Genomic DNA, 23,105 nt, shown 5'->3' on the forward strand with positions numbered 1-23,105 from the left:
TTAATGTAACACTGGCACTGTCACGTAGCGGGAGAGCCCATGGAGATGACGGTCGACGAGCTGGCCGGGCGCGCGGGCGTCACGGTGCGCACCGTGCGCTTCTACGCGGGCCGCGGGCTGCTGCCCCCGCCCAGGCTGCGGGGGCGGACGGGGCTGTACGGGCCCGAGCACCTCGCCCGGCTGGAGCTGGTGCGCGAGCTCCAGTCGCTCGGGCTCACCCTGGCCGCCGTTGAGAAGCACCTGCGCCGGATCCCGCTGGACGCCTCGCCGGAGGACCTGGCCCTCCAGCGGGCGCTGCTGTCGCCCTGGGCCCCCGAACGGCCCGAGGACCTGGACCGGCACGAGCTGGACCGCCGCGCGGGGCGGCATCTGGACGACGAGGCGCTCGCGCGGCTCGGCGCGCTCGGCGTGGCGGAGGCGCTGCCGGACGGGCGGGTCCGCGTGCTCAGCCCGGCGCTGCTCGGGGTGAGCGCGGAGCTGGCCGGGCTGCCGATGCCGCTGGACACGCTGATCGCCTCGCACGAGGCCGTCGAACGGCACACGACGGCGCTCGCGGAGGAGTTGCAGGACGTCTTCCAGGACACCGTCGTGCGCCCGTACCGCGAGCGCGGGCGTCCGCCGGAGGAGCGCGAGCGGCTGCTGGAGCTGGCGGCGAAGCTGAAGCCGCTGATGCTCCAGTCGCTGGTGACCTCGTTCGAGCGGGCGGTGGACCGGGCGATCCGGCGTACGGTGCCCCGCGGCTGAGCCTTCTTAACGCTTCCTTGACACCGGTGTCTCGCTGGAGATATACCAGCTCACACGCAATTTGTTTCAGGGTGAAACCAAAGGGGGCGCGGTGGAGAGCAGCGACGCGCGGCGGGCCAACCGGGCCGCGGTCCTCGGGCACCTGCTCGCCCTCGGCGCCGCGACCCGCGTCGCGATCGGCCGCGCGACCGGGCTGAGCAAGGCGACGGTCTCGCGGGTCGTGGACGAGCTGATGCACGACGGGCTGGTGCGCGAGGGCGGCCCGATGTCCGGCGGCGGGCCCGGCAGGCAGGCGCTCGCGCTGCGGCTGGCGGGCGAGGACCGGGTGGTCTGCGGCGTCGACCTCGGCGGAACGCACACCCGGTTCCTGGTCACCGACCTCGGCGGGCGGGTCCGGGCGTGGGCCCGGGAGTCCACGCCGCACGACCGCGACGCGGCGGGGATCGCGGCCTGGCTGGCCGGGCACATCGGCGCGCTGACCGGCGACACCGCCCCGAGCGCGACGGCGATCGGGCTGCCCGGGGCCGTCCACCCGGGAACGGGCGCGGTGCGCACCGTCCCCAACTTGCCGCAGCTTGAGGGCACCGCGCTGCGCGAGGCGCTGGACGGCCTGCTGACCGGCGTCCTCGCGTTCGACAACGACGTCAACGCCGCGCTGCGCGGCGAGGTCACCGCGGGCGCGGCCCGGGGCCACGGCACGGCCGTGCTGGTCGCGGCCGGGACCGGGCTCGGCGCGGCGGTGCACCTGGACGGCCGCCCGCTGCCGGGCCGTACGGGGGGCGTCGGCGAGTTCGGCGTGCTGCCGCACGGCGCGGGGACGCTGGAGGACGCGATCTCCGGCGGCGGCATGGTGCGGCGGGCCCGCGAGCGCGGCCACGCCGTCGGGGACGCCGCCGAGATCTTCGCCGCCGCCGCGAACGGCGCGGGCACCGGGCTGCGCGCCGTGCTGGACGAGGCGCGCGAGGCGCTCGGCGTGCTGCTGACCGCGGTGACGGTGGCGTACGAGCCGGAGGTGGTCGTCCTCGGCGGCGGCGTCGCGCCCGCGTTCGGCCCGTGGCTGCCGGGGCTGCGCGCGGCGCTGGCGGAGGTCACCCCGCGCCCGCCGCTGCTGCGGCCGTCCGCGCTCGGCGACCCGGCGGGCGCGATCGGCTCGTGGGTCACCGCGCTCCAGGCCGTCTACCAGGGCATGGACGTCGCGCTGCCCGATCTCGGCGGCGTGGCCACGACCGTGCTGAAGCACCTCACCAAGGAGGACCCGCATGTTCCTGCGTCGCCTGCGTGACACCAACCCCGGTCTCGCCTCGGCGGCCGTACGGCTGCACCAGGAGGGGCGGGTCCGCGCCAACACCTACCTGCTCGACCTCGACGCCCTCGCCGCCAACGCCGCGGCCGAGGTCGCCGAGGCGGAACGGCACGGCCTGGAGCTGTACGTGATGTCCAAGCAGTTCGGCCGCAACCCGGACGCGCTGCGCACGATCGCGGCGGCGGGCATCGACCGGGCCGTCGCCGTGGACGTCCAGGGCATGGAGGCCGTACGGCGGTCCGGGACGAGGATCGGGCACGTCGGGCACCTCGTGCAGCCGCACCGGGGCGCGCAGGACGCGGTGGTCGCCGCCGAGCCCGAGGTCGTGACCGTCTTCAACACCGAGATCGCCGCGCGGATCGGGGCCGCCGCCCGCCGCGCGGGCCGTGTCCAGGACGTGCTGCTGCGCGTGCGCGGCCCCGAGGACACCTACTACTTCGGCCACGCCGGCGGGTTCCCGGCCGGGGAGATCGAGAAGGCCGCGGCGCAGGTCGAGGCGGTCGGGAATCTGCGGGTCGCCGGGGTGACCAACTTCCCGTGCATGCTCGCCGACGCCGCGACCCGCACGGTCAAGGCCACCCGCAACTTCGCCACGCTGACCGGCGCGGCCGAACGGCTCCGCGCGGCGGGCTTCGAGATCACGCAGGTGAACGCGCCCGGCACGACGTCGGCGGGCACGTTCGCCGAGCAGGCGCGGCTCGGCGCGACGCACGTCGAGCCCGGCAACGGCCTGCACGGCACCACGCCGCTGCACCTGTTCGACGAAGGCCAGCCGGAGGTGCCCGCGATCGTCTACGTGTCGGAGGTATCGCACTTCGACGGGGACGACGCGTACGCCTTCGCGGCGGGCTACTACGTCGACAAGGTGCTGGGCGACTACCGGCTCACCGCGATCGTCGGACGGGACGGGGACGCCGGTGTCCTCGACGTGGAGACCGCCGACGCCGGCGCCATCCACTACTACTGCCGGATCCCGGGCGCGCGGGCGCGCGGGGTCCGGGTGGGCGACTCGGTCGTGTTCTGCTTCCGGCCGCAGGTCTTCGTGACGCGGGGGCGTACGCAGGCCGTGGCGGGCGTCCGCACCGGGACGCTCGACCTCCGGGGGGTCTACGACGTGGAAGCCCGCCCGGCCGACGGGGTCGCGTAAGCCCCCTGGCCGCGAGTCCCGTCCGGGGCCGCGCGCCGGGAACCCCCCTCGCCCGCGAGGGCACCGCTCAAGGAGAACGCAATGGAACAGCAGACCTCCGGCCTGCGCAAGGGCGCGCTCAGCGCCGTCGGCGCGGCGGTCATATCGATGGCCTTCATGGGCCCGGCGACGAGCGTGTTCTTCAACACGCCGCTCGCCGCGGCGGCGGCCGGCTACGCGCTGCCGCTCGCCATCCTGCTCGCGATGGTCGTCTGCCTGCTGGTGGCGTCGGTGATCGCCTCGTTCGCGCGCAAGCTGCCGACGGCGGGCTTCGCCTACACCTTCAACACCCACGGGTTCGGGCAGCGCGGCGGGTTCGTGTCCGGGTGGCTGCTGCTGCTGGCGTACGGGATGGTCGGGCCGATGCTGCTGTCGGCGATCGGCTCGTTCACCGCCGACTTCTTCAGGACCGAGTTCGACTGGAACGTTCCGTGGTGGGTGTTCACGGTGCTGTTCGGCGCGGTCGTCTGGGGCATCAGCGCGCTCGGCGTCTCGCAGTCGGCCAAGACCGCGCTGGTGTTCCTGGTGCTGGAGATCGGCGTGCTGCTGGCGCTGTTCGCGATGATCCTCGGCAAGGGCGGCGCGGACGGCGTGACGCTCGCGCCGTTCAGCCCCGGCTCCGCGCACGACGGGATCTCCGGGCTCGGCAAGGGGATGCTGTGGGGCATCCTGATGTTCATCGGCTTCGAGTCGGCGGGGACGCTCGGCGAGGAGGCCCGCTCGGCGCGCCGCGCGATCCCGATCGCGCTGTTCACCGCGGTGCTCGGCATCGGCCTGTTCTACGTGCTCGCGGGCTGGTCGGCGGCCGTCGGGTTCGGCGACCACAAGGCCCTGGCGACCGACGCCGAGCCGTGGACGACGCTGATGCACAAGTACTGGGGCGTCGGCTGGCTGCTCGCGCTGACCGTGCTGAACAGCCAGTTCGCCAACCTGATCTCCGGCGTCACCGCCCAGGTCCGGGTGATCTTCGCGATGGGCCGCGAGGGGCTGATCCCGCGCCGGCTCGGCACCGTCGGGCACGGCCAGGTGCCGCAGGCCGCGCTCGCCTGCTACATGGTGTTCTCGATGGCCGCCGCGCTGGTCGGCGGCGTGTGGATCGAGCCGCTCGGGATGTACGGCTTCGCCGGGCAGATCGTCGGCGTCGCGATGGTCGTCATCTACATCTCGATCAGCGTCTCGCTGATCCGCTTCTACCTGCGCGAGCACCGGGCCGAGTTCTCGGTGCTCAAGCACGGCGCGGTGCCCGCCGTCGCCGCCGTCCTGCTGCTGCTGCCGATCTACGGGCAGCTCGTCCCGCTGCCGACCGGCCCGAACCGCGTCGCGCTGGCGCTGATCGTGGTGTGGCTCGCCGCCGGGATCGGCTACCTGGCCTGGATCGTCCGCAACCGCCCGCGCCTGCTCGGCGCGATGGGCCGCGTCTTCGCGGACGACGAGGACGGAGACGGGACGGACGGCACCGCGGGCGCGGCGGCTCAGGCGTCGCGCCACTCCTGATCCTCGTACTGGACGAGGCGCGGGTGGTCGAGGGTGTTGACGTCCACGTCGCGGTGGCGCAGGTCCTTGCCGAAGACGGCGGCGGCGCGCAGGACGTCGGCGTCGAGGAAGCGCGTCGGGGGCGCGCCCGGGGCGAGCGACAGCTCCGGGCGCGCGGCGCCGGGCGCGGCGAGGGTGTAGCCCCAGTCGCCGAAGCTCGGCACGTCCACGTGGTACGGGGTCGTCGCGAACCCGGCGGCGGCGATCGACTTCTCGATCGACCAGAACGACTTCGGCGCGAAGTACGGCGAGCCCGACTGGACGACCATCCGCCCGCCGGGCGCGAGGGCCCGCTTCACCAGGCCGTAGAACTCGACGGAGTAGAGCTTGGCGGTCGACACGTCGTCCGGGTCGGGCATGTCGACGATGACGGAGTCGTACCGCTGGTCCAGGTCGCGCAGCCAGGAGAACGCGTCGGCGGTCACCGCCCGCACGCGCGGGTCGGAGAACGCGTGCCGGTTGAGGGCCGCGATGTCGCCGTACGTGCGGGCGAGGCGCAGCATCTCGGGGTCGAGCTCCACGAGCGTGACGGCGCGGACGTCCGGATAGCGCAGCACCTCGCGCAGCGCGAGGCCGTCGCCGCCGCCGAGGACGAGCACCCTGCCGCGCGCGCCCGCGAGCGCGGGGTGGACGAGCGCCTCGTGGTAGCGGTACTCGTCCACCGACGAGAACTGGAGGTCGCCGTTCAGGAACAGCCGCACGTCGGGACGGCCCGACAGCGCGACCTTCCTGGTGATCACGATCTCCTGGTACGGCGTCCGGGTGGAGAACGCGATCGGGTCGCGGTAGAGGGCCTGCCGCGCCGACACCTCGAACCCGTCCGCGAGCGCGTACGTCGTGCAGAGGACGGCGAGCACGGCGGCCATGCCCGTCCACAGCCCGGCCCGGGTCGCGCGCCCGAGCCGCCGCCGGAACAGCCACAGCACGACGGCGATCCCGGCGACCGCGTTGACCACGCCGACCAGCAGCGCGCCCTTGACGTGCCCGAACACCGGCAGCAGCAGGAACGGGAACGCCAGCCCGCCGATCAGCGCCCCGACGTAGTCGGCGGCGAACAGGTCGGCGACCGCGCTGCCCGCGTCCTGCCTGCGGATCTTCTGGAGCAGCGTCATCAGCAGCGGGATCTCCGCGCCGATCAGCGCCCCGACCGTGAACGCGACGGCCACCAGCACCGGCACGTACAGGTCGAGCCAGGCGAACGCCGCGTACAGCGCGAGCACCGACAGCCCGCCCGCCAGCGCGAGCGCGCCCTCCACGATCGCGAACGCCGCGACGGGGCGGCCCTGGAGCGGCTTGGCGGCCAGCGACCCGACGCCCATCGCGAACACCATCACCGACAGCACGATCGACGCCTGCGTGACCGAGTTGCCGACCAGGTAGCTGCCGAGCGCGACGAGCGCCAGCTCGTACACCAGCCCGCACGCGGCGCACGCGAACACCGCCGCCAGCACCATCGCGCGGGCGGCGCGCGCGGGCACGCTCAGCGGCGCGGCCTCGCCGCCGTCCTCCGCGGCCGCCTTGTCCGCCGGGTCGTGCTTCGCGTCCTTCGGGTCGTGCTTCGCGTCCGTCGCTTCCGCGGTCAAGGACTCCCCCGTCCGTCCCGGGCCGTCAGGAGACGGCTCCGGCCACGATCGCGGCGACGGCGAGGTCCGCGGCGGCGACGACCCAGCCCGCCGGGTGGATCGCGGCGCCGTCCACCAGCGTCGCGCCGAGCCGGCCGGGCGTGATCAGGTCGAGCAGGTAGAACGCGAGGACCATCAGCACGATCCCGAGCAGCCCGTAGACGGCCGTGTCGACCAGGCCGTCGCCGAGGTCGGAGTCGCTGGTCACGATCGCGGTGGTGACGATCATGCCGACGCCGAGCAGCTTGACCGCGAGCAGCAGCGCGGCGCCCCGGTTGGCCTGCGTCCAGATCTGGTGGCCTAGCCGCCCCGGCGTGGTGACCTCCACGACCAGGTAGCCGAGCGCCATCAGCGCGATGCCGAGCGCGCCGTACGCCAGGGTGGCGCCGCCCTCGGACAGGATGTCGTTCATCGAAGGAAACTCCTTATCCGCTCTGCGCGGTCACTTGCCCGAGCCCGGCCCGCCACCGCGGAAGGACGCTCTGCCGTTGCTGTTCCAGCCGTCGCGGCCCGGCGCGCTCCAGCGCCCGCCGACGTAGGAGTGGTACCGGCTGTAGCCCGAGGAGGGGCGGTCGACGGTGATCCGGCTGCCGGGGCCGTCCGGCAGCACCCCGATGACCGTCTTCGGGTACTGGAGGAAGATCCCTCCGCCCGGCGCCGCGCCGGGGACCGTGCCGCCCGTGCCGCCCGTGCCCGGGACCGTGCCGCCGGTGCCGCCGGTGCCGCCGGCGGGGGCGTCGCCGAAGCCGAGGGCGTCCACCCGGTCGATCGCATGGAACTTCTTGGTGATCTCCCCCGCCACGGCGCGCGGCGGCTTCGACGCGTGGAACGTCCCGGCCGCCACCTTGCGGTACTTCTCGGAGACCCACTCGTCGGGCGAGTCGTCGCCGTTGACCAGCACCACCACCAGGACGATCACGGCGATCACCGCGACCGCGACGGCGCCGATCACATAGTGCCTGCGGGTCACGGCCGTCTCACCAGCCTGCTGCGGGTCATGACGATCTCCCGGGTCTGGGGGTAGGAGTGCCAGGTGCGCCATCCCGTTCCGGAGGCGTCGAGCGCCAGCGCGGTGACGGCGTGCGGGGAGCCGGGGAACGTCCCGGCGAGGGCGTCGTCGTCGCGGCCCGCGAGGGCGGAGCGCAGGCCGTCCACGGCCCGGCCGAACGACGCGTCGCCGGAGTGCCGTTCGGTCGCCGCCGCGAACTCGTACGCCCAGCCTCCCGCCAGCGTCCGCGCGGCCCGCGAGGGGAGCGGCTCCCCGGCCGTCCCGGACGGCAGGCAGGCCACGGTCTCACTGAGCTCCGCCGCCGCGGCCCCGGCGGCCCCGGCGGACGGCCCCGGCGAGGCGTTCGCTCCGAGGGGGCGCGCGATGACCTGGTGGGACGCGCCGAGCAGCCGCAGCTCGACGGCCAGCCCGCCGCGTTCGACGGGCAGGACGGCGAGCGCGTCGAGCGGCGGCAGGCCGAGGGCGAACGACAGCGCGTCGGCGCGCGAGTCCGCGTAGGGGGTGTCGAGGGGGGCGAGCAACGATCAGCTTCCGGGATAGATCGTCAGCGCGCCGTCCGGGACGCGGTCGCCGAGCCCCGCCTCCCAGGTGCCGCCGCCGTACTGCTCGAACGACAGGTAGCGTCCGCGCGGGCCCTCGTAGTCGACGTACTCGACCCGGCCCTGGACGCCGACGCCGGTCGTCCCCTCGCTGGTGTAGTCGGCGGTGCCGTGCTCGTCGCGCCGGTACTCGACGCCCTCGACGGTCAGGGTGCGCTCGCCGGGCCGCAGGTCGCCGATGTCGTACCCGGTCCACCAGACGACCTCCAGGTCCGGGTCCTCCTCCACGGAGATCCAGACCTTGGCCCCCTCGGCCGTGTCGGCGTCGAGCAGGTGCTCGCTCCAGGTGAAGCCGCCCTCGCGCAGCCGCAGCGAGCCGCGCACGAAGTAGCGGGTGCCGAGGTACTCGACCATGTCGCCGGCCTTGAGCGTCCTCGGGTCGCCGCCGACCTGGTCCTCCGCCGCGAACGGGTCGCGCGGCGCGGGCGGCGCGGCGGCGGGCGACGGCTTGGACCGGCCGCGCAGCACGATCACGGCGATGAGCACGATCAGGGCGACCAGGATCAGCGCCAGCAGGACCGCGACGGTCACCCCGCCCATGCGCACCTCCATCGATTCGTCGTCAGGTCGGCATAGACCTGCGGATACTACCGAAATAGCCGACATCATCAACGGCGTGCGCGGGCACTTCGCCCCTACGGCGGCCGAACCCGGCCGCACCCGGCCGTACGCGCACGGGTCCCCGCACGAAACAGCCCCCGCCACCGGACCGGAAGCGGGGGCGTGCTCGAAGCGGGGTCACAGGCGGGCGGCTCCGGCGTCGACGCGTTCGTCGGTGGCGGTGAACGCGACGCGGACGTGCCGTCCGCCGGCCGGGCCGTAGAAGTCGCCGGGGCCGACCAGGACGCCGAGCTCGGCGAGGTGCGCGACGGTGTCCCAGCAGGGCTCGTCGCGGGTCGCCCACAGGTACAGCGACGCCTCGGAGTGGTCGATGCGGAAGCCGTGCCGTTCGAACGCCTCGCGCAGGGCGGCGCGGCGGCGGGCGTAGCGCTCGCGCTGCTCGTCCACGTGCGCGTCGTCGCCGAACGCCGCCGCCATGGCGGCCTGCACCGGCGCCGGGACGATCATCCCGGCGTGCTTGCGGACCTCCAGCAGCCGCCGGACGAGCGCGAGGTCGCCGGTGACGACGCCCGCCCGGTACCCGGCCATGTTGGAGCGCTTGGACAGCGAGTTGACCGCGAGCAGCCCCTCGTGGGAGCCGCCGCACACGTCGGGGTGCAGGACCGACACCGGCGGTCTCGCCGGGTCCCAGCCGAACTCCAGGTAGCACTCGTCGCTGACGACGACCGCGCCGCGCTCGCGCGCCCACGCGACGACCTTGCGCAGGTGCTCGGCGGGCAGCACCTTGCCGGTCGGGTTGGACGGCGAGTTCACCCAGACGATCTTCGGGGTGCCGGGGCCGAGGGCCAGCAGCCCGTCGGTCGCGACGGACTCGGCGCCGGCGAGCCGCGCGCCGACGTCGTAGGTCGGGTACGCCAGCTCGGGGAACACGACCCGGTCGCCGGGGCCCGCGCCGAGCAGCGTGGGCAGCCAGGCGACCAGCTCCTTGGTGCCGATCACCGGCAGCACGGCGTCGGGGTCGGCGCCCGCGACGCCGAGCCGGCGGCGCAGCCACCCGGCGACGGCCTCGCGCAGCGCGGGCGTCCCGTACGTCTGCGGGTAGCCGGGCGCGTCGGACGCGGCGGCGAGCGCCTCGCGGACGGGCGCGGGCGTCGGGTCCACCGGCGTGCCGACCGACAGGTCGACGATCCCGCCGGGGTGGGCGGCGGCCCGCTCCTTGTAGGGCTGGAGCCGATCCCACGGGAAATCCGGCAGGGTGAACAACCCGCATCCTCCTCGAAGACGTCACGTGCGGTGCGCGCTTCTCGTCGCGAGAGCGCCTCACAGGACACAAGGCCGTGACCCCCGGTGCGGGAGGCACGGCCTTGAGGTCAGCTCCTACCGGGGTCAGTCGTCCTGGCTCTGCGGGGGCAGCGCGGCGACGATCGGGTGGTCCTTCTCGATCTTCCCGACCTTGGAGGCGCCGCCGGGCGAGCCGAGGTCGTCGAAGAACTCCACGTTGACCTTGTAGAAGTCCTTCCACTGCTCGGGGACGTCGTCCTCGTAGTAGATGGCCTCAACCGGGCAAACCGGCTCGCACGCACCGCAGTCGACGCACTCGTCCGGGTGGATGTAGAGCTGACGCTTCCCCTCGTAGATGCAGTCGACCGGGCACTCCTCGATGCATGCCTTGTCGAGCAGGTCCACGCAGGGCTGCGCAATGACGTAGGTCACGTCAGTGACTCCTCTCGGGTTTCCGGCCCCGCCGCACGTCACGGCTCACCGCAAGCTCGCTGTGAATAGTATTGCCACCACGGCTCAGTCGATTCGACACGGGGGTCCTCACATGTCCGGCCGTCTCGCCGCGCGGCTGGTGGTCTCCATCGGTCCTGCGGACGTGGGTCAGCGGATCTCGCTGCGCCGCCGTCTGCCAACGGGAGAGTACAGCGACGTCGTGGGCGTGCTCGAATCCTGGTCCGGCAAGACGCTCACGGTGCGCCGCAGGACCGGCGAAGTGGTCGACGTCCCCGAGGACGCCATGGTCGCGGCCAAGGTCGTCCCGCCGCAGCCGCCGCCCCGCCGCCCGCGCCGTTCACCGTGGGACGACGAGGAACGCGCCGAGAGGGCGGAGGGCGCCGACGCGCCGGCGCACGGGCCCGGCGAGGTCCGGCGGCCCGGGTCCGGCGAGGCCCGCGCCGAGGGCCGGGGCGGCGACGCGCGCGCCTAGCCGCCGCGAGTGAGACGAACGACTCACCGGCCCGGGCAACGATCAGCAAAGCCTTGGCGATGACCGGGAAGTCATCACCGGTCCCGGCGTTTCCTCCCGCCCCGTCCTCCACAGGGTCTTCGTGGGGGGCGATGTGGGGGGCGACATGGACGCAGAGCAGACGGGTCCGGAGGAAGGCACCGGCGCGGGCGCGGCGGAGGTCCGCGGCGAGGAGCCGCCGCCCGTCGTCGAGGCCGACGACCTCGGAGTGCGGACGCGGCGCGGGTGGGTCTATCGCGGGGTGACGCTGCGGGCGTCCGCCGGGACGCTCGTCGCGGTGGCCGGGCCGGGCGGGAGCGGGCGCACGTCGCTGCTGCTGACCGTCGCGGGGCGGATGCGGCCGACGTCCGGCGCGCTGCGCGTGTGCGGGCTCGACCTGCCGGAGGGCGCGGCGCGGGTCCGCGGCCGCGCCGCCGTCGCGCGCGCGGGCGGGGCCGCCGAGCTGGAGCCGGAGCTGCGCGTCGCCGACCACGTCCGGGAGCGCGCCCTCACCCTGCCCGGTACGGCGCGGAGCCGGGAGGCGCGGGAGTCGTTCGGGGGCGCGTGGAAGTCGTTCGGGGCGGCCTGCGAGGTCGTCGGCCTCGACGTGCCCGGCCGGCGGCGCGTCCGCGACCTGTCCCCGGGCGACGCGACGCGGCTCGCCCTCGCGCTCGCGGTGATGGAACGGCCCGACGTGCTCGTCCTGGACGACCTCGACGCGGGCTCGGACGGGGCCGGGCAGCACGCGCTGTGGTCCTCGGCGCGGCGCGCCGCCGACCTCGGCGCGGCGGTCGTCGCCTCGACCACCGAGCCGTCGCCCGCCGGGGGCCTCGCCGACGTGCTGCTGACGCTCGGGGAGCACTGATGCGGGCGCTCAGGCTCGCGGCGTACGAGCTGCGGCGCTTCCGCACGCCGATGCAGGTCGCCGGGCTGGCGTTCCTCGCGCTCGTGCCGCTGCTGTACGGAGGCATCTACCTGTGGTCCAACTGGGACCCGTACGACCGGATCGGCGAGCTGCCCGTCGCGGTGGTGAACGAGGACCGTCCCGTCCGGGTGCAGGGCCGGACGGTGGACGCGGGCGGCGACTTCGTCCGGCGGCTGCGGTCCGAGCACCTGGTGGACATGCGCGAGACCGGCGCGGAACGGGCCCGGAAGGGGCTGCGGGAGGGGGACTACTACGCCGTCCTGTCCGTCCCGCCCGACTTCAGCTCGCGGATCACCAGCGGCGCGATCGGCACGCCGAAGCAGGCGTCCATGGCGATCACGCTGAACGACGCGAACAACTACCTGGTCAGCGTGATGGCCAAGGTCGCGCAGTCCGAGCTCCAGCGGATCGTCAACGAGTCGGCGGTCTCGGCGTACTTCACGGCGGCGTTCGGCAAGCTCGCCGAGCTGAGGAAGAGCCTCGGCGACGCGGCGGGCGGCGCGGAACGGCTCCAGCAGGGCCTCGGGGAGGCGCAGAACGGCTCGGCCGCGCTCGCCTCCGGGCTCGGGCAAGCCCAGCAGGGCACGGCCGCGCTCACGGACGGGCTCGTCCAGGCCAAGCAGGGCTCCGGCGCACTCGCGAACGGACTCGGCCAGGCCCGGCAGGGAACCGCGGCGCTCGTCGGCGGCGTCGGCGCGGCCAAGCAGGGCTCCGCCGAGCTGGCCGCCGGGCTCGGCCAGGCGCGGCGGGGCACGGGCGCGCTCGTCGCCGGGCTCGGGCAGGCGAAGCGGGGATCGGGAGCGCTCGCGACGGGCCTCGGCCGGTCCGGGCAGGGCTCGGCCGCGCTCGCCGCCGGGCTCGGGCGGGCCGAGCAGGGCAGCGCCGAGCTGGCGAGTGGCGCAGCGCGGCTCAAGCGGGGCACCGCCGAGCTGGCACCGGGAACGGTCCGGCTGTCGCGGGGCATCCACGCGTTCGCGGGCGAGGCGGTGCCGCTCGCCGGCCGGGCGGTCGCAGGGCTGCCGAGGCTGGCGGACGCGGCGGTGGGCGCGTCCGGCGAGGCCGCCGGGCTGACCGCGCTGGCGGCCGAGCTGAGCGGCCGGGCCGCGCGGCTCGCCGCGGACCTCGACCGGCGGTTGAACGAGCTGGGCCGCCGCCATCCCGAGATCGTCGGCGGCGCGCCGTTCCGGCGGCTGCGCGAGGCGGTGCGGGCCGTGGACGGCACCGTCGAGCGCCGCCTGTCGGCCCTCGCCGCGCGGTATCCCGCCGTCGCCCGCGACCCGCGCTTCGCGGCGGCCGCCGCGGCGGCGAAGCGGCTCGACGCGACGATGGCCGGACGCCTCGGCCTGCTGGCCGGACGGCATCCCGAGCTGCGGAGGGACCCGGTGTTCGGGGACGTCCTGCGCCTGGCCGACCGCGCCGCCGCACGGGCGCGGCTCGTCGCGGACGCCGCCGCCCGCGTCAACGGCAGGACGCGGCGGCTCGCGGCCGACGCGCGCCGCATGGACCGGCAGGTCCCGGCCGTCCAGCGGAAGCTGCGGGAGGCGGCGAACGGGCTCGTCCGGCTCGACCGGGGCGGCGCGCGGCTCGCCGCAGGCGCGCGGCAGGCGGACCAGGGCGCGGGCGCGCTGCTGACCGGCGCCCGTACGCTCGACCGGGGCAACGCACGCCTCGCCAACGGAGCCCGCGCCCTCAACGCCGGCAACGCCCGCCTCCTCACCGGCGCACGCGCGCTCGACAACGGCAACGCGCGGCTCCTGCAAGGCGCCCGTACGCTCGACCAAGGCAGCGCCCGCCTGGCGAACGGGGCCCGCGCACTCGACAACGGCAACGCCCGCCTCCTCCAGGGCGCCCGGACGCTCGACCAGGGCAGCGCCCGCCTCGCCGACGGAGCCCGCCGGTTGGACGCCGGGAACGCCCGCCTGCTGAACGGCGCGCAGCGGCTCAACGCGGGCAGCGGCGAACTCCTCGCGGGCGCTCAGAAGCTCAACGCGGGCCAGGGGAAGCTGAAGGACGGCGCCGCGAAGCTCGCCTCCGGGCTGCGTTCGGGCGAGAGCCGGGTGCCGGTGCCGCCCGCCGACCGGCGGGACCGCGACGCCAAGACGCTCGCCCAGCCCGTGAACGTCGCGTCGTCCAACCTGCATCCCGGCGGCGTCTACGGGCGCGGCCTGTCGCCGTTCTTCTTCGGGATCGCGCTGTGGGTGTTCGGGCTCGTGGCGTACCTGATGCTGCGGCCCCTGCCCGGACGGCTGCTCGCGAGCAGCGCCGGATCGGCCACGGTCGCGTTCGCCGCGTACCTGCCCGCCCTGCTGATCGGCCTCGCCGGGACCGGCGTGCTGTACGCGTCGCTGGAGCTCGGCCTCGGTCTGGACCCCGTCCACACGGCCGCGACGCTGGGCGTCCTCGCGCTCGGCGTCGCGTCGTTCCTCAGCATCGTGCACCTGCTGCGGGTGGTGTTCGGCGCGGCCGGGGACGCGCTCGCGCTGGTCCTGCTGATGCTGCAACTCGTGTCGTGCGGCGGCCTGTACCCGGTGGAGACGCTGCCGCTGCCGTTCCAGGCCGTCCACCGGGTCGTCCCGATGACCTACTTCGACGCGGCGCTGCGGACGACGATCTTCGGCGGCGAGGCGTCCCACGCCTGGCGCGACTGCGGCGTGCTGGCCGGGTTCCTGGCGGGCGCGCTCGTGCTGCTCGTCCTCGCCGTCCGGCGCCGCCGCGCGTGGACGCTGGCGCGCCTCAAGCCCGAGCTGGAGCTCTAGCGCCTAGCGCGCCAGGGGCGACAGGACCTCGGGCGCGAGCATGCTGGGCGCGAGGACCTTCGGCGCCCGCACGTCGGCGACCGGGGGCGACGGCGCGTCCCCCGAGGGCCCCGCCCCCTGCGGCGGCGCGGCCGGGTTCATCGGCCCGGACGGGCTGGCCGGAGCCGACGGGCTCGCCGGGGTCGTCGCCGAAGGCGGCCCCGCGGGCGAGCCGGGCGGCGGGCCCGGAGGCTGCGGCGCGGCCTTGGGCGCCAGCTCGGTGTAGGTGCGGCCGGGCTCCAGCCTGCGGTTCTGGAACAGCTCCGACACCGTCACGAACGTGAACCCGCGCCGCTTCAGCCCCGCCAGCACCTTCGGCACGGCGTTCACGCTCGGCTTGTGGATGTCGTGAAACAGCACGATCCCGCCGCGCTTCGGCTCGCTCACCCCGACCTTGACGTTGCGCGCGGCGTCCAGGTGCTGCCAGTCGAGGGTGTCGACGCTCCAGAGGATCTCCGGCATCCCGACGACGGCCCCGACCCGCTTGTCGGTCGCGCCGTACGGGGGCCGCATCAGCCTCGGCCGCACGCCGCCGGACGCCTCCTCGATGACCGCCTGCGTGCGCTGCACCTCCGAGCGGACCTTGCTCGTGGGAAGCGCCGTGAGCTGCGGGTGCGACCACGTATGGTTGGCGAGCTCGTGCCCGTCCAGCGCCATCTGCCGCACGACTCCCCTGAACGCGTGCACGTTCTCCCCGAGCATGAAGAACGTGGCGCGCGCCCCGGCCGTCCGCAGCGTGCCGAGCAGCCGCCCGGTGTACTCCCCCGGCCCGTCGTCGAACGTCAGCGCCACGCACCGGGCCTGGTCGCAGTCGATCCTGCGCGGCGGCGGGGGCGCGGGGGCTTGGCCCGCTGCCCTCCCACCGCCACCTGCTGGCGCGCCGCCTGCGCGCGCCGGCTCGGCGCCTGCCCGCACCCGGCCGCGGCGAGCATGACACCGGTCATGACGAATGCAACGGAATAACTGCTTCGCACCACGCACCCCCGAAACGTGTTGCCTCGGGGCGCTACATACCCTCCGCGTCTCGCGCCCTACACGTCCCCAAGCCCCCCGGACCCGCGCGAAACGCCCCGTCCGACCACCTCTTTACAAGATCACCCCACCACCCGCGTCCCGCATGCCCCCGCGTTTGCCCGCCCTTTGGCCCCCCGTGCAGCCGTCCGCGCGCGCCGGGGCCGGCGGGGCCGGCGGGCGGGAGGTCAGCGGGTGGGCCAGTCGGGGACCTGGGCGGGGAGGTCGGTGGTGACGCGCATGGGGAACGCGGCGGGGCGCTTCTCCAGGAACGAGGTGACGCCCTCGTTGGCGTCGGGCGCGCCGCCGAGGGCGGCCATCAGGCGGGAGTCGGCGGCGTGCGCGTCCCAGGGGGACGGCGCCGACAGGCCCGACCACATGAGCCGGCGGATCGCGGCGACCGAGACGGCGGAGGTGTTGTCGGCGATCTCGCGGGCGAGGGCGTACGCGGCGGGCAGCAGCTCGTCCGGCGCGTGGACGCGGGAGACGAGGCGTCCGGCGAGGGCCTCCTCGGCGCCGAACACGCGCCCGGTCGCCGCCCACTCCATCGCCTGGGCGATGCCGACCAGGCGCGGCAGGAACCAGCTCGACGCGGCCTCGGTGACGATCCCGCGGCGCGCGAAGACGAAGCCGAACTTCGCCTTCTCGCTCGCCAGCCGCACGTCCATCGGCAGCGTCATCGTGACGCCGACGCCGACCGCCGCGCCGTTGAACGCGCCGATCACCGGCTTCAGGCAGCGGGCGATGCGCAGCGCGACCGTGCCGCCGCCGTCGCGCGGGGTGCCGTCCTCCAGGACGTCGTCCTCCCCGCGAACATGTCCTTGGACTTCTCCTTGTCGAACGTGTCGCCCCCGCCGCCGAGGTCGGCGCCCGCGCAGAACGCCCGGCCCGCCCCGGTGACCACCACGGCGCGCACGGCGTCGTCGGCGTCGATCCGGTCGAAGGCATCGAGCATCTCGGTGCGCATGACGTAGGTGTAGGCGTTCATCCGGTGCGGGCGGTTCAGCGTGACCGTGGCGATCCCGTCCTGAACCCCGTACTCGATCTCGGTGTACGACACGTGCGGCCCCTTCTCGCGCCTGACTTTAGAACACGATTCTAGGACGCGGTCACTCCAGCCGCAGGCGCCCCATGGCCTCACGGGCGAGCGCCTGCGCCTCGGCGGTCAGCTCCCCCTGCGTGCCGTCCCCCGCGCGGTCCACGTGGACGATCACGTTGGCGCGCCGCGCCCACACGTCCACGTGCCGGATCCTGCCCAGTTCCTCCGCGCGCTGCCACGCCTCGTCGCCGAGCCGCCGGACCCGGACCGTGCCGAGGGTGAACCGGTAGAACCGCATCCGCTCGCCCGCCGCGCCGGACCCGCTCTGCCGGCCCGAGCGCGGGTACCGCTGGTAGCCCAGCTCCACGACCCCGTCCGGCCGGGCGTGCGTCCAGCGGCACGCCGAGGTGTAGTACGGGTCGCGGTCGGCGTGGAAGTCCTCGGCCCGTACGGGACGCAGCAGCAGGCGGCGGGCCGTCCCCTCGTCGGCCACCGAGCACGCGCGCGGCAGGGCGGCGGCCTCCTTGCGGCCCGGCCACCAGTCGCTCAGCCAGGGCTGCTCGAACAGGAGCATCACCGCGATGGCGCAGAACACGAGCACGGGCGCGCGGAAGCGCGACGCCGCCTTGGCGCCGTCGCCGTCACCGCCGCCGTCGATCGGCACGTTCCGGCGGGCCCGGCTCTTCAGCGCGTCGAGCTTCTCCTGGAGTTCGGGCTCCCCCGCGAAGAGCGTCCGGCGCGGCGCCGCGAGCACGTACTGGCCCTTGCCCTTGCGCAGCACCACGGCGACCTTGCGCCCGAACGTGGTGGGACGGATTTCGATCCTCTCGACGTCCTTCCACCTGAACCGGCGCACGCTCCACAGCGCCGAACGGGTCGTGACGCCGTGCCTGTCCCCGACGACGTGGCCGGCCAGATGGGTGCGGATCGCGGCGAGGTAGCAGGGCAGCGCGGCGATCCCGGCGAGGACCATCGTCCACACGCCGTACCCGTCGTACACGAGGAAGCTCAGGGCGAGGGCGAACGAGACGGCCGCTCCGGGCACGGCCCAGAGCAGCGGGAGGCGCGACGGCCTGATCCGGTACGGCGTCCGTTCCGCCTGGCGGTCGGCCCGGTCGGCCCGGTCGGCCCGGTCGGCGCGGTCGGCGCGGTCATCGCCCCGGTCATCGCGGTCGGCGCGGTCGTCGGGGTCTGGGCGGGCGTCCGGGCGGGCGTTCGTGCGGGCCAAGGCCACTCCTCGGTCGGACGGAGATGACCATGGAGCGTAGCGGGACGATCCCGGCAGGTGGGGCGGGGACGGCCCGCTCAGCTCCGCGCCGCGGGGAACAGCCTGAGCAGCACGTCCCGCCGCCAGTCGCCCTCGTCCCCGTTCCCGCGCCCGTCCTCGTGCCCGTCCCCGTCCCCGTGCCCGTCCTCGCTCGGCGGGCGTACGGGGGTCAGGGTGCCGTCGCCGTTCTCGACGAGGTGGACGGCGACGTCCGGCGGGAGGACGAGATCGGGCCGTTCGGCGGGGTCCGCCGCGAGCCGCCCGGCGATGGCGGCCAGCACCCGCGCCCAGCCTTGGCCGAGGTAGGGCGGGAGGCCCGTGACGCGCAGCTCGGGCAGGCCGAGCGCCTCCAGCCCCTGAGTGCGCAGTTCCAGCCCGTCGCTTCCCTCGGCCCCCACGATCCGGATCTCGCCCCGCGCGTCACCCATGTCCCGACCGTACGGGCGCGGGAACGGCGCGCGGACGGGGCGCGGCGGGCGTGACGCGGATCACCGCCGCGTGGCCGTCCTCGGCAACGCAGCCTCCCCTGCCACTCATGTCCGATAAATTATGACAGTGAATTGGGCCGTGACGACGTACGACTCCGCCTTCGGGTACGTCTCCGCGCACGGCGCCCCCTGGTCGACCTGCTCGACCCGCAGCCGGGCGAGCGGGTCATCGACCTCGGCTGCGGCACCGGCGCGTTCGCCGCGGAGATCGCCGAACGGGGCGCCGAGGTGCTGGGCATCGACGGCGCCCCGGAGATGATCGCGCAGGCGACCGCGCTGAACCCCGGCCTGTCGTTCATCGTCGGCGACGCGCACGAGTTCACGGTCGGCGAGTCGTTCGACGCGGTCGCCTCCAACGCGGCCCTGCACTGGATGACCCGCGACCCCGACGCGGTGATCGCGCGGGTGCACGCGGCGCTGCGGCCCGGCGGGCGGTTCGTCGGCGAGCTCGGCGGCGCGGGCAACTGCGCCGAGCTGATCGCGGCGATGCAGACCGCGTGGCGGGTGTTCGGGCTGGGCGAGCCCGAGCTGCCCTGGTACTTCCCGTCGCCCGCCGAGTACGCGGCACGGCTGGAGGAGGGCGGGTTCACGCTGCGGCTGCTGGAGCACGCCGACCGCCCGACCCGCATGACCGAGGGCCCGAACGGCGCGGCCGACTGGGTCCGGGCGTACGCGGCGCGCGCGCTCGGCGACGTCCCGCCGGAGATGGTCGAGCCGCTGCTCGAACGCGTCAACGAGCTCGCCGCGCCCGCGCTGCGCCGCGAGTCGGGCTGGGTCGCCGACTACGTGCGGCTGCGGTTCGCGGCCGTGCGCAAGGCGGACGGCCCCGCGCCCATGCCCGGGGGCCTGCTCACCGACCCGCTGATCTGATCGCGCCTAGGGTGGTCCCATGCTGCGGCTGTACGACCATCGCACCGGGCGGACCGGCGACCTGCCCCCGGGCCCGTGCGCGTCCACGTGTCCGGCGGCGCGGAACGGGCGCTGGTCGCCGCCGACCTGCTCCGCCGCGTGGCCGAGCGGGGCCGCCTGCATCCCGTCGTGACGCGTTCGCCAGGCGCGGCCCCCGTCCACGTGGCGCCGGGCGACCTCAGCGTCCCGGAGTTCGAGACCGCTCCGCCGCCGGACGGCGCCCTGCTGGTGGGCCCGGACGGCGCGTCCTCGCTCGCCGTGCCGTTCGAGGACGGCGACTGGTGGGACGCCCAGGCGCGCGTCGGCGCGGACGGCGACGTGCTCTGGGTACGGCTCGCGATGCTGCGCGCCCGCTACCGCGACCCCGTCGACGTCGCCGGCCTCGGCCCGGCGGCGCGCGACGACCTGGCGCGGTGGCGTTCGCTGGTGGCCGGCTGGGCGCGCGGCCCCGGCCGCCCCCTGCACCGCGCGTACGTCGCGGAGGCCGAGGCGGCGCTCGCCGACGACCTCGACAGCCCGGCCGCCCTCGCCGTCCTCGACCGCCTCGCGGACGACCCCGGCGTCCCGGACGGCGCGAAGCTGGAGTCGTTCATCCATCTGGACCTCGTCCTCGGCCTCAACCTCGTGGCCCACATCGGCCGCCCCTGACCCCCGCCGGCACGCCGCCGCACGCCGCGGCGGGACCGCGCGCGCCGGGCGTCCCTCAGGACGGGCCGCTCGTGCGGCGGGGCGTCGTTGACCTCCGGAAACGCGCCTAGCACGGGGCGGGCGCGGGGGCGGGCGGGTCGCGGCGTCCGGCCGGAAACGGCCGTCCCGGCCGGAAATTACGGACACTCCACCCCACACAGGGCCAGGGTGACATTTCCAATTAAGTAACCATCTTGACGGTCCTGTCGCGGACCCGGTTGGCTTTCCCGTTCGTAACGCTCGTCATCGTTCTCCCCCCAGACACGGAAAGGCACCAGGTTGCGTCTTTCATCACCTCGTCTTCTCATCGCGGGCACCGCGGCGGCGGCGGTCGCCGTGGCCGGCGGCGTCGCGGTCGCCGCCTCGTCCGGCCCGGACGCCAAGCCGGCGGCCGTCGCCGGGGCGCGCACGCCCGCCGACCCGAACGCCGCGGTCGTCTCCCAGGCGATCGGCCAGTCGCCCGAGGCGACCAAGAGGTTCTGGACGGCGGCCCGCGTCCGCGCGGCCAAGCCGCTCCCGACGCCGGCGTCGAACGCGGCGCCCGGCGCGGTCCCGCAGGCGAACGCGCTCGGCGCCGGACCGGCCGTCGAGAGCGACGGCACCCTGCCCGAGGGCACGGCGTCCGCGCAGGCGGGCGGCACCGCCTCGACCCAGGCGGTCAAGACCGCCAAGCAGTGGACCAAGCACGGCAAGGCGCCCGCCCGGACGATCGGCAAGCTGTTCGGCGTGGACAACCGGGGCCGCCAGTACACCTGCTCGGCGACCGTCATCAACTCCAAGAACAAGCGCACGGTCTGGACCGCCGGTCACTGCGTGCACGCGGGCGCGGGCGGGAGCGCCGGGTTCTCGCGCTACCTGATGTTCCGGCCCGACTTCATCAACGGCAAGTCGCAGGGCTCGTGGGTCGCCGACCGCATCGTGGCGCTCAAGGGCTGGACCACCAAGGGCGACCTCCGGTACGACATCGCGGCGTTCACCGTGAAGAAGTACAAGGGCAAGGGCATCCAGGCGTACACCGGCAGCCAGGGCTACAGCTTCGGCTACAAGAACCGCAAGTACTACATGCGGAGCTTCGGCTACCCGGCGCGCGCCCTGCCGTCCAAGAAGGCGATGAACAGCAACCGCCTCTGGTACTGCTCCGGCACCACGTTCGGGGTGAACTACGGCGGCGGCAGCGTCGGCCTCGGCATGTGGTGCAGCATGGGCAACGGCGCGAGCGGCGGCCCGTGGATCTACGGCATGAAGGGCAACGGCCTCGGCCGGATCGCGGGCCTCAACAGCACGCACAGCCTGCGCACGCTCCAGATGAACTCGCCGTACCACGGCTCGGCCGCGGTGAGCGTCTACAAGGCGATCTCGGGCTGATCCCGCGCGCCGGACGGCACGGCCCTGCCGCCCCGGCGCGATGACCACCGGACGCCCCGCCGGTCCCGCAGTGCGCTGCGGACCGGCGGGGCGTCCTGGCATTTACGCACATGTCGTCCTAAGAGATGACGCAATCGTGATCTCCGTTCACCATGATCTCCCCCGTCCCCCATGCGCATCCGAAGGACAGGGAGTCCCTCTACGTGACTCGAAAGGGCCGGAAGGCCGGAGCCGTGCTCGCCGCCGCCGCCGTCGCCGCTGGAGCGCTCGGCCCCAGCCCGGCGCAGGCAGCACCACGCCCCGCACCCCCCGCGACCGACCCCATCCCCGCGGCCTCCGCCGCGGCCGCCGCGAGAGCCTCGTCCGCCGCGACGGCCGCGCGGAAGATCTCGTGGCGCAAGTGCCCCGACCAGCGCTCCGCGCAGTGCGGCTCGATCACCGTGCCGATCGACTGGGCGAAGCCCGGGCGCGGCAGCGTGAAGATCGCCGTGGCCCGGTTGAAGGCCGCCGCGCCGAAGCAGCGCCTCGGCGTGCTGTTCGTGAACCCCGGCGGGCCCGGCGGGTCGGGCGTGGACTTCGCGCTCGACGGCGGCGGGCTGTCCAAGCAAGTCCGGCAGCGGTACGACATCGTCGGGTTCGACCCGCGCGGCGTCGGCGGCAGCCACCCGGTGGAGTGCGGTCCCGTCCGCGCCGCGCGTCCGCAGGCGTACCCCCGCAACCAGGCGGAGTTCACGAAGCTGACCGCCTACCTCGCCGCGCTCCACAAGGCGTGCCGCGCCAAGACGGGCCCGGTGTACGACTTCCTCGGCGCGGCCGACGTGGCGCGCGACATGGACGCGATCCGCGCCGCGCTCGGTGAGCGGAAGGTGTCGTACTACGGCGTCTCGTACGGCACGTGGCTCGGCCAGCGCTACGCGGAGCTGTTCCCCGGGCGGGTGCGTTCGCTCGCGCTGGACAGCACGATGGACCACAGCGTCGCGGGCGCGGCCCGCTTCTCGGCTGAGGAGGCGCAGGGCCTCGAAGTGGCGTACGGGCAGTTCGCGCAGTGGTGCGCCACGGCGAAGGAGTGCGCGCTGCGCGGGCGCGACCCCGTCAAGGTGCTCGACACGCTGATGACGCGCGCCCAGCGCGGCCGGCTGCACGAGATCGACTCGCCCAAGCAGTGGCTGAGCCCGCCCGGCCTCGCCCGGATGATCCACGCGTCGAGCTACGACCCGCTGGCGTGGGCGCAGCTCGGTGAGGAGCTGAACGAGCTGTCCCGGCAGAAGGAGAAGCCCGTCCGGGGCCGCGAGGGCGAGGAGGAGCCCGACGGCGCGTTCGTCGGGATGCTGTGCGCCGACTGGTCGTTCCCCATGAAGAACTACGCCGAGCTGGCGGACGTACGCGCGCGCACGCGCCGGGCGGCCCCGCACGTGCGGGTCAACCCGCTCGGCTGGGAGGCCGTCACCGCGTGCCTCGGCCGCCCGCGCGGCGCACGCGACCCGCAGCGCCCGTACCGGATCGCGGGCATCCCGCGGTCGCTCGTGGTGAACGGCGTCGGCGACCCCGCCACCGTGTACCCGTGGGCGCTGAGCGTGAACCGGCAGGTCCCGGGCTCGGCGCTGCTGACGTACGAGGGCACCGGCCACGGCGCGTACGGGCTGAGCCCCTGCGCCCGCAAGGCCGTGGACGCGTACCTCCTCGCGGGCCGCACCCCGCTGCCGGGCGCACGCTGCCCGGCCGTACCGCCGAACTACAGCGCCCGGACGCGCAGCGCACCGCACGTGCCGTCCCGGCCGCGCTGGTAGCCCCGGCCGAACGGGTCCGTCGGCGGGCCGGGGCGCGCGAAGCCCCGGCCC

Annotated in this window: 23 protein-coding genes; 11 read left to right on the plus strand and 12 right to left on the minus strand. The window is 74.9% G+C overall.

Annotated elements, in window-relative coordinates:
* Nucleotides 1-39 precede the first annotated feature (39 nt).
* The 4 genes from GEV43_RS07130 to GEV43_RS07145 all read left to right on the plus strand — a co-directional run bounded on the left by GEV43_RS07130 (nt 40) and on the right by GEV43_RS07145 (nt 4,727).
* A complete protein-coding gene (locus tag GEV43_RS07130; RefSeq protein WP_160819993.1) occupies nt 40-744 on the plus strand; it encodes a MerR family transcriptional regulator in 705 nt (234 codons plus the stop codon).
* A gap of 91 nt (nt 745-835) precedes the next feature.
* Nucleotides 836-2,026, plus strand: coding sequence for an ROK family transcriptional regulator (locus GEV43_RS07135; protein WP_160819994.1), 1,191 nt, complete (start codon nt 836-838; stop codon nt 2,024-2,026).
* On the plus strand, nt 2,004-3,194 hold the full coding sequence (locus GEV43_RS07140; RefSeq protein WP_160819995.1) for an alanine racemase: 1,191 nt from the start codon (nt 2,004-2,006) through the stop codon (nt 3,192-3,194). Before GEV43_RS07135 ends, GEV43_RS07140 begins: the two co-directional genes overlap by 23 nt.
* Before the next feature lie 81 nt (nt 3,195-3,275).
* Complete coding sequence (locus GEV43_RS07145) at nt 3,276-4,727, plus strand: APC family permease (RefSeq protein ID WP_206681086.1); 1,452 nt, start codon at nt 3,276-3,278, stop codon at nt 4,725-4,727.
* On the opposite strand, the gene GEV43_RS07150 is transcribed toward GEV43_RS07145, so the two are convergent.
* From GEV43_RS07150 to fdxA, 7 genes are all read right to left on the minus strand, one after another.
* Nucleotides 4,706-6,220, minus strand: a complete 1,515-nt coding sequence (locus GEV43_RS07150) for a polyamine aminopropyltransferase (RefSeq protein WP_206681438.1) — start codon at nt 6,218-6,220, stop codon at nt 4,706-4,708. The two genes, GEV43_RS07145 and GEV43_RS07150, sit on opposite strands and share 22 nt — an antisense overlap.
* A 154-nt stretch (nt 6,221-6,374) precedes the next feature.
* Nucleotides 6,375-6,800, minus strand: coding sequence for a DUF350 domain-containing protein (locus GEV43_RS07155; RefSeq protein ID WP_160819997.1), 426 nt, complete (start codon nt 6,798-6,800; stop codon nt 6,375-6,377).
* 30 nt (nt 6,801-6,830) lie between these two features.
* Nucleotides 6,831-7,358, minus strand: a complete 528-nt coding sequence (locus GEV43_RS47150) for a DUF4247 domain-containing protein (protein WP_175249999.1) — start codon at nt 7,356-7,358, stop codon at nt 6,831-6,833.
* Nucleotides 7,355-7,918 (minus strand): DUF2617 family protein, encoded by a 564-nt coding sequence (locus GEV43_RS07165; RefSeq protein WP_160819998.1) that lies wholly within the window; start codon nt 7,916-7,918, stop codon nt 7,355-7,357. The genes GEV43_RS47150 and GEV43_RS07165 overlap by 4 nt, the downstream gene beginning before the upstream one ends.
* 3 nt (nt 7,919-7,921) lie before the next feature.
* Nucleotides 7,922-8,536 carry a DUF4178 domain-containing protein gene (locus GEV43_RS07170; protein ID WP_160819999.1) on the minus strand — a complete coding sequence of 205 codons (615 nt, stop codon included), beginning with the start codon at nt 8,534-8,536 and terminating at the stop codon, nt 7,922-7,924.
* 198 nt (nt 8,537-8,734) lie between these two features.
* Entirely contained in the window at nt 8,735-9,820 is a 1,086-nt protein-coding gene (gene dapC / locus GEV43_RS07175; protein ID WP_160820000.1) for a succinyldiaminopimelate transaminase, read from the minus strand.
* Nucleotides 9,821-9,943: 123 nt separating this feature from the next.
* Nucleotides 9,944-10,270, minus strand: coding sequence for a ferredoxin (gene fdxA, locus GEV43_RS07180; protein ID WP_160820001.1), 327 nt, complete (start codon nt 10,268-10,270; stop codon nt 9,944-9,946).
* Between the two features lie 220 nt (nt 10,271-10,490).
* Here fdxA and GEV43_RS54640 point away from each other — a divergent pair, with 220 nt between their 5' ends.
* The 3 genes from GEV43_RS54640 (at nt 10,491) to GEV43_RS07195 (ending at nt 14,462) form a co-directional block, all read left to right on the plus strand.
* The gene (locus GEV43_RS54640; protein ID WP_309239503.1) at nt 10,491-10,763 is read left to right on the plus strand and encodes a hypothetical protein; all 273 of its coding nucleotides are present in this window, start codon (nt 10,491-10,493) and stop codon (nt 10,761-10,763) included.
* 145 nt (nt 10,764-10,908) lie between these two features.
* Complete coding sequence (locus GEV43_RS07190) at nt 10,909-11,646, plus strand: ATP-binding cassette domain-containing protein (RefSeq protein WP_160820002.1); 738 nt, start codon at nt 10,909-10,911, stop codon at nt 11,644-11,646.
* The gene (locus GEV43_RS07195; RefSeq protein ID WP_160820003.1) at nt 11,646-14,462 is read left to right on the plus strand and encodes a YhgE/Pip domain-containing protein; all 2,817 of its coding nucleotides are present in this window, start codon (nt 11,646-11,648) and stop codon (nt 14,460-14,462) included. Before GEV43_RS07190 ends, GEV43_RS07195 begins: the two co-directional genes overlap by 1 nt.
* 3 nt (nt 14,463-14,465) lie before the next feature.
* Here GEV43_RS07195 and GEV43_RS07200 read toward each other — a convergent pair whose 3' ends face one another.
* The 5 genes from GEV43_RS07200 to GEV43_RS07215 all read right to left on the minus strand — a co-directional run bounded on the left by GEV43_RS07200 (nt 14,466) and on the right by GEV43_RS07215 (nt 18,246).
* Nucleotides 14,466-15,293, minus strand: a complete 828-nt coding sequence (locus GEV43_RS07200; protein WP_309239504.1) for a polysaccharide deacetylase family protein — start codon at nt 15,291-15,293, stop codon at nt 14,466-14,468.
* 407 nt (nt 15,294-15,700) lie between these two features.
* Nucleotides 15,701-16,237, minus strand: coding sequence for an enoyl-CoA hydratase-related protein (locus tag GEV43_RS07205; RefSeq protein ID WP_309239505.1), 537 nt, complete (start codon nt 16,235-16,237; stop codon nt 15,701-15,703).
* 5 nt (nt 16,238-16,242) lie between these two features.
* A complete protein-coding gene (locus GEV43_RS53195) occupies nt 16,243-16,572 on the minus strand; it encodes an enoyl-CoA hydratase-related protein (protein ID WP_309239506.1) in 330 nt (109 codons plus the stop codon).
* A 49-nt stretch (nt 16,573-16,621) separates the two neighbouring features.
* Nucleotides 16,622-17,779 carry a hypothetical protein gene (locus GEV43_RS47585; RefSeq protein ID WP_160820004.1) on the minus strand — a complete coding sequence of 386 codons (1,158 nt, stop codon included), beginning with the start codon at nt 17,777-17,779 and terminating at the stop codon, nt 16,622-16,624.
* A gap of 77 nt (nt 17,780-17,856) precedes the next feature.
* On the minus strand, nt 17,857-18,246 hold the full coding sequence (locus GEV43_RS07215) for a hypothetical protein (protein WP_160820005.1): 390 nt from the start codon (nt 18,244-18,246) through the stop codon (nt 17,857-17,859).
* 132 nt (nt 18,247-18,378) lie between these two features.
* On the opposite strand from GEV43_RS07215, the gene GEV43_RS07220 reads away from it, so the two are divergent.
* The 4 genes from GEV43_RS07220 (at nt 18,379) to GEV43_RS07235 (ending at nt 23,054) form a co-directional block, all read left to right on the plus strand.
* Entirely contained in the window at nt 18,379-19,176 is a 798-nt protein-coding gene (locus GEV43_RS07220; RefSeq protein WP_241682822.1) for a trans-aconitate 2-methyltransferase, read from the plus strand.
* Between the two features lie 75 nt (nt 19,177-19,251).
* The gene (locus GEV43_RS07225) at nt 19,252-19,863 is read left to right on the plus strand and encodes a hypothetical protein (protein WP_160820006.1); all 612 of its coding nucleotides are present in this window, start codon (nt 19,252-19,254) and stop codon (nt 19,861-19,863) included.
* Nucleotides 19,864-20,181: 318 nt separating this feature from the next.
* Nucleotides 20,182-21,267, plus strand: coding sequence for a serine protease (locus GEV43_RS07230; protein WP_160820007.1), 1,086 nt, complete (start codon nt 20,182-20,184; stop codon nt 21,265-21,267).
* Between the two features lie 203 nt (nt 21,268-21,470).
* Complete coding sequence (locus GEV43_RS07235; RefSeq protein ID WP_160820008.1) at nt 21,471-23,054, plus strand: alpha/beta hydrolase; 1,584 nt, start codon at nt 21,471-21,473, stop codon at nt 23,052-23,054.
* The last annotated feature ends 51 nt before the right edge of the window (nt 23,055-23,105 follow it).

The sequence above is a fragment of the Actinomadura sp. J1-007 genome, assembly GCF_009793335.1.
Taxonomy (GTDB): domain Bacteria; phylum Actinomycetota; class Actinomycetes; order Streptosporangiales; family Streptosporangiaceae; genus Spirillospora; species Spirillospora yumaensis.

Excerpts from the sequence above, each read along its gene's own strand:
- GEV43_RS07130 (WP_160819993.1), top strand. The coding sequence starts at position 40 with ATGGAGATGACGGTCGACGAGCTGGCCGGGCGCGCGGGCGTCACGGTG.
- GEV43_RS07140 (WP_160819995.1), top strand. The coding sequence starts at position 2,004 with ATGTTCCTGCGTCGCCTGCGTGACACCAACCCCGGTCTCGCCTCGGCG.
- GEV43_RS07145 (WP_206681086.1), top strand. The coding sequence starts at position 3,276 with ATGGAACAGCAGACCTCCGGCCTGCGCAAGGGCGCGCTCAGCGCCGTC.
- GEV43_RS07150 (WP_206681438.1), bottom strand. The coding sequence starts at position 6,220 with ATGGTGCTGGCGGCGGTGTTCGCGTGCGCCGCGTGCGGGCTGGTGTAC.
- GEV43_RS07155 (WP_160819997.1), bottom strand. The coding sequence starts at position 6,800 with ATGAACGACATCCTGTCCGAGGGCGGCGCCACCCTGGCGTACGGCGCG.
- GEV43_RS07170 (WP_160819999.1), bottom strand. The coding sequence starts at position 8,536 with ATGGGCGGGGTGACCGTCGCGGTCCTGCTGGCGCTGATCCTGGTCGCC.
- GEV43_RS07190 (WP_160820002.1), top strand. The coding sequence starts at position 10,909 with ATGGACGCAGAGCAGACGGGTCCGGAGGAAGGCACCGGCGCGGGCGCG.
- GEV43_RS07195 (WP_160820003.1), top strand. The coding sequence starts at position 11,646 with ATGCGGGCGCTCAGGCTCGCGGCGTACGAGCTGCGGCGCTTCCGCACG.
- GEV43_RS07215 (WP_160820005.1), bottom strand. The coding sequence starts at position 18,246 with ATGGGTGACGCGCGGGGCGAGATCCGGATCGTGGGGGCCGAGGGAAGC.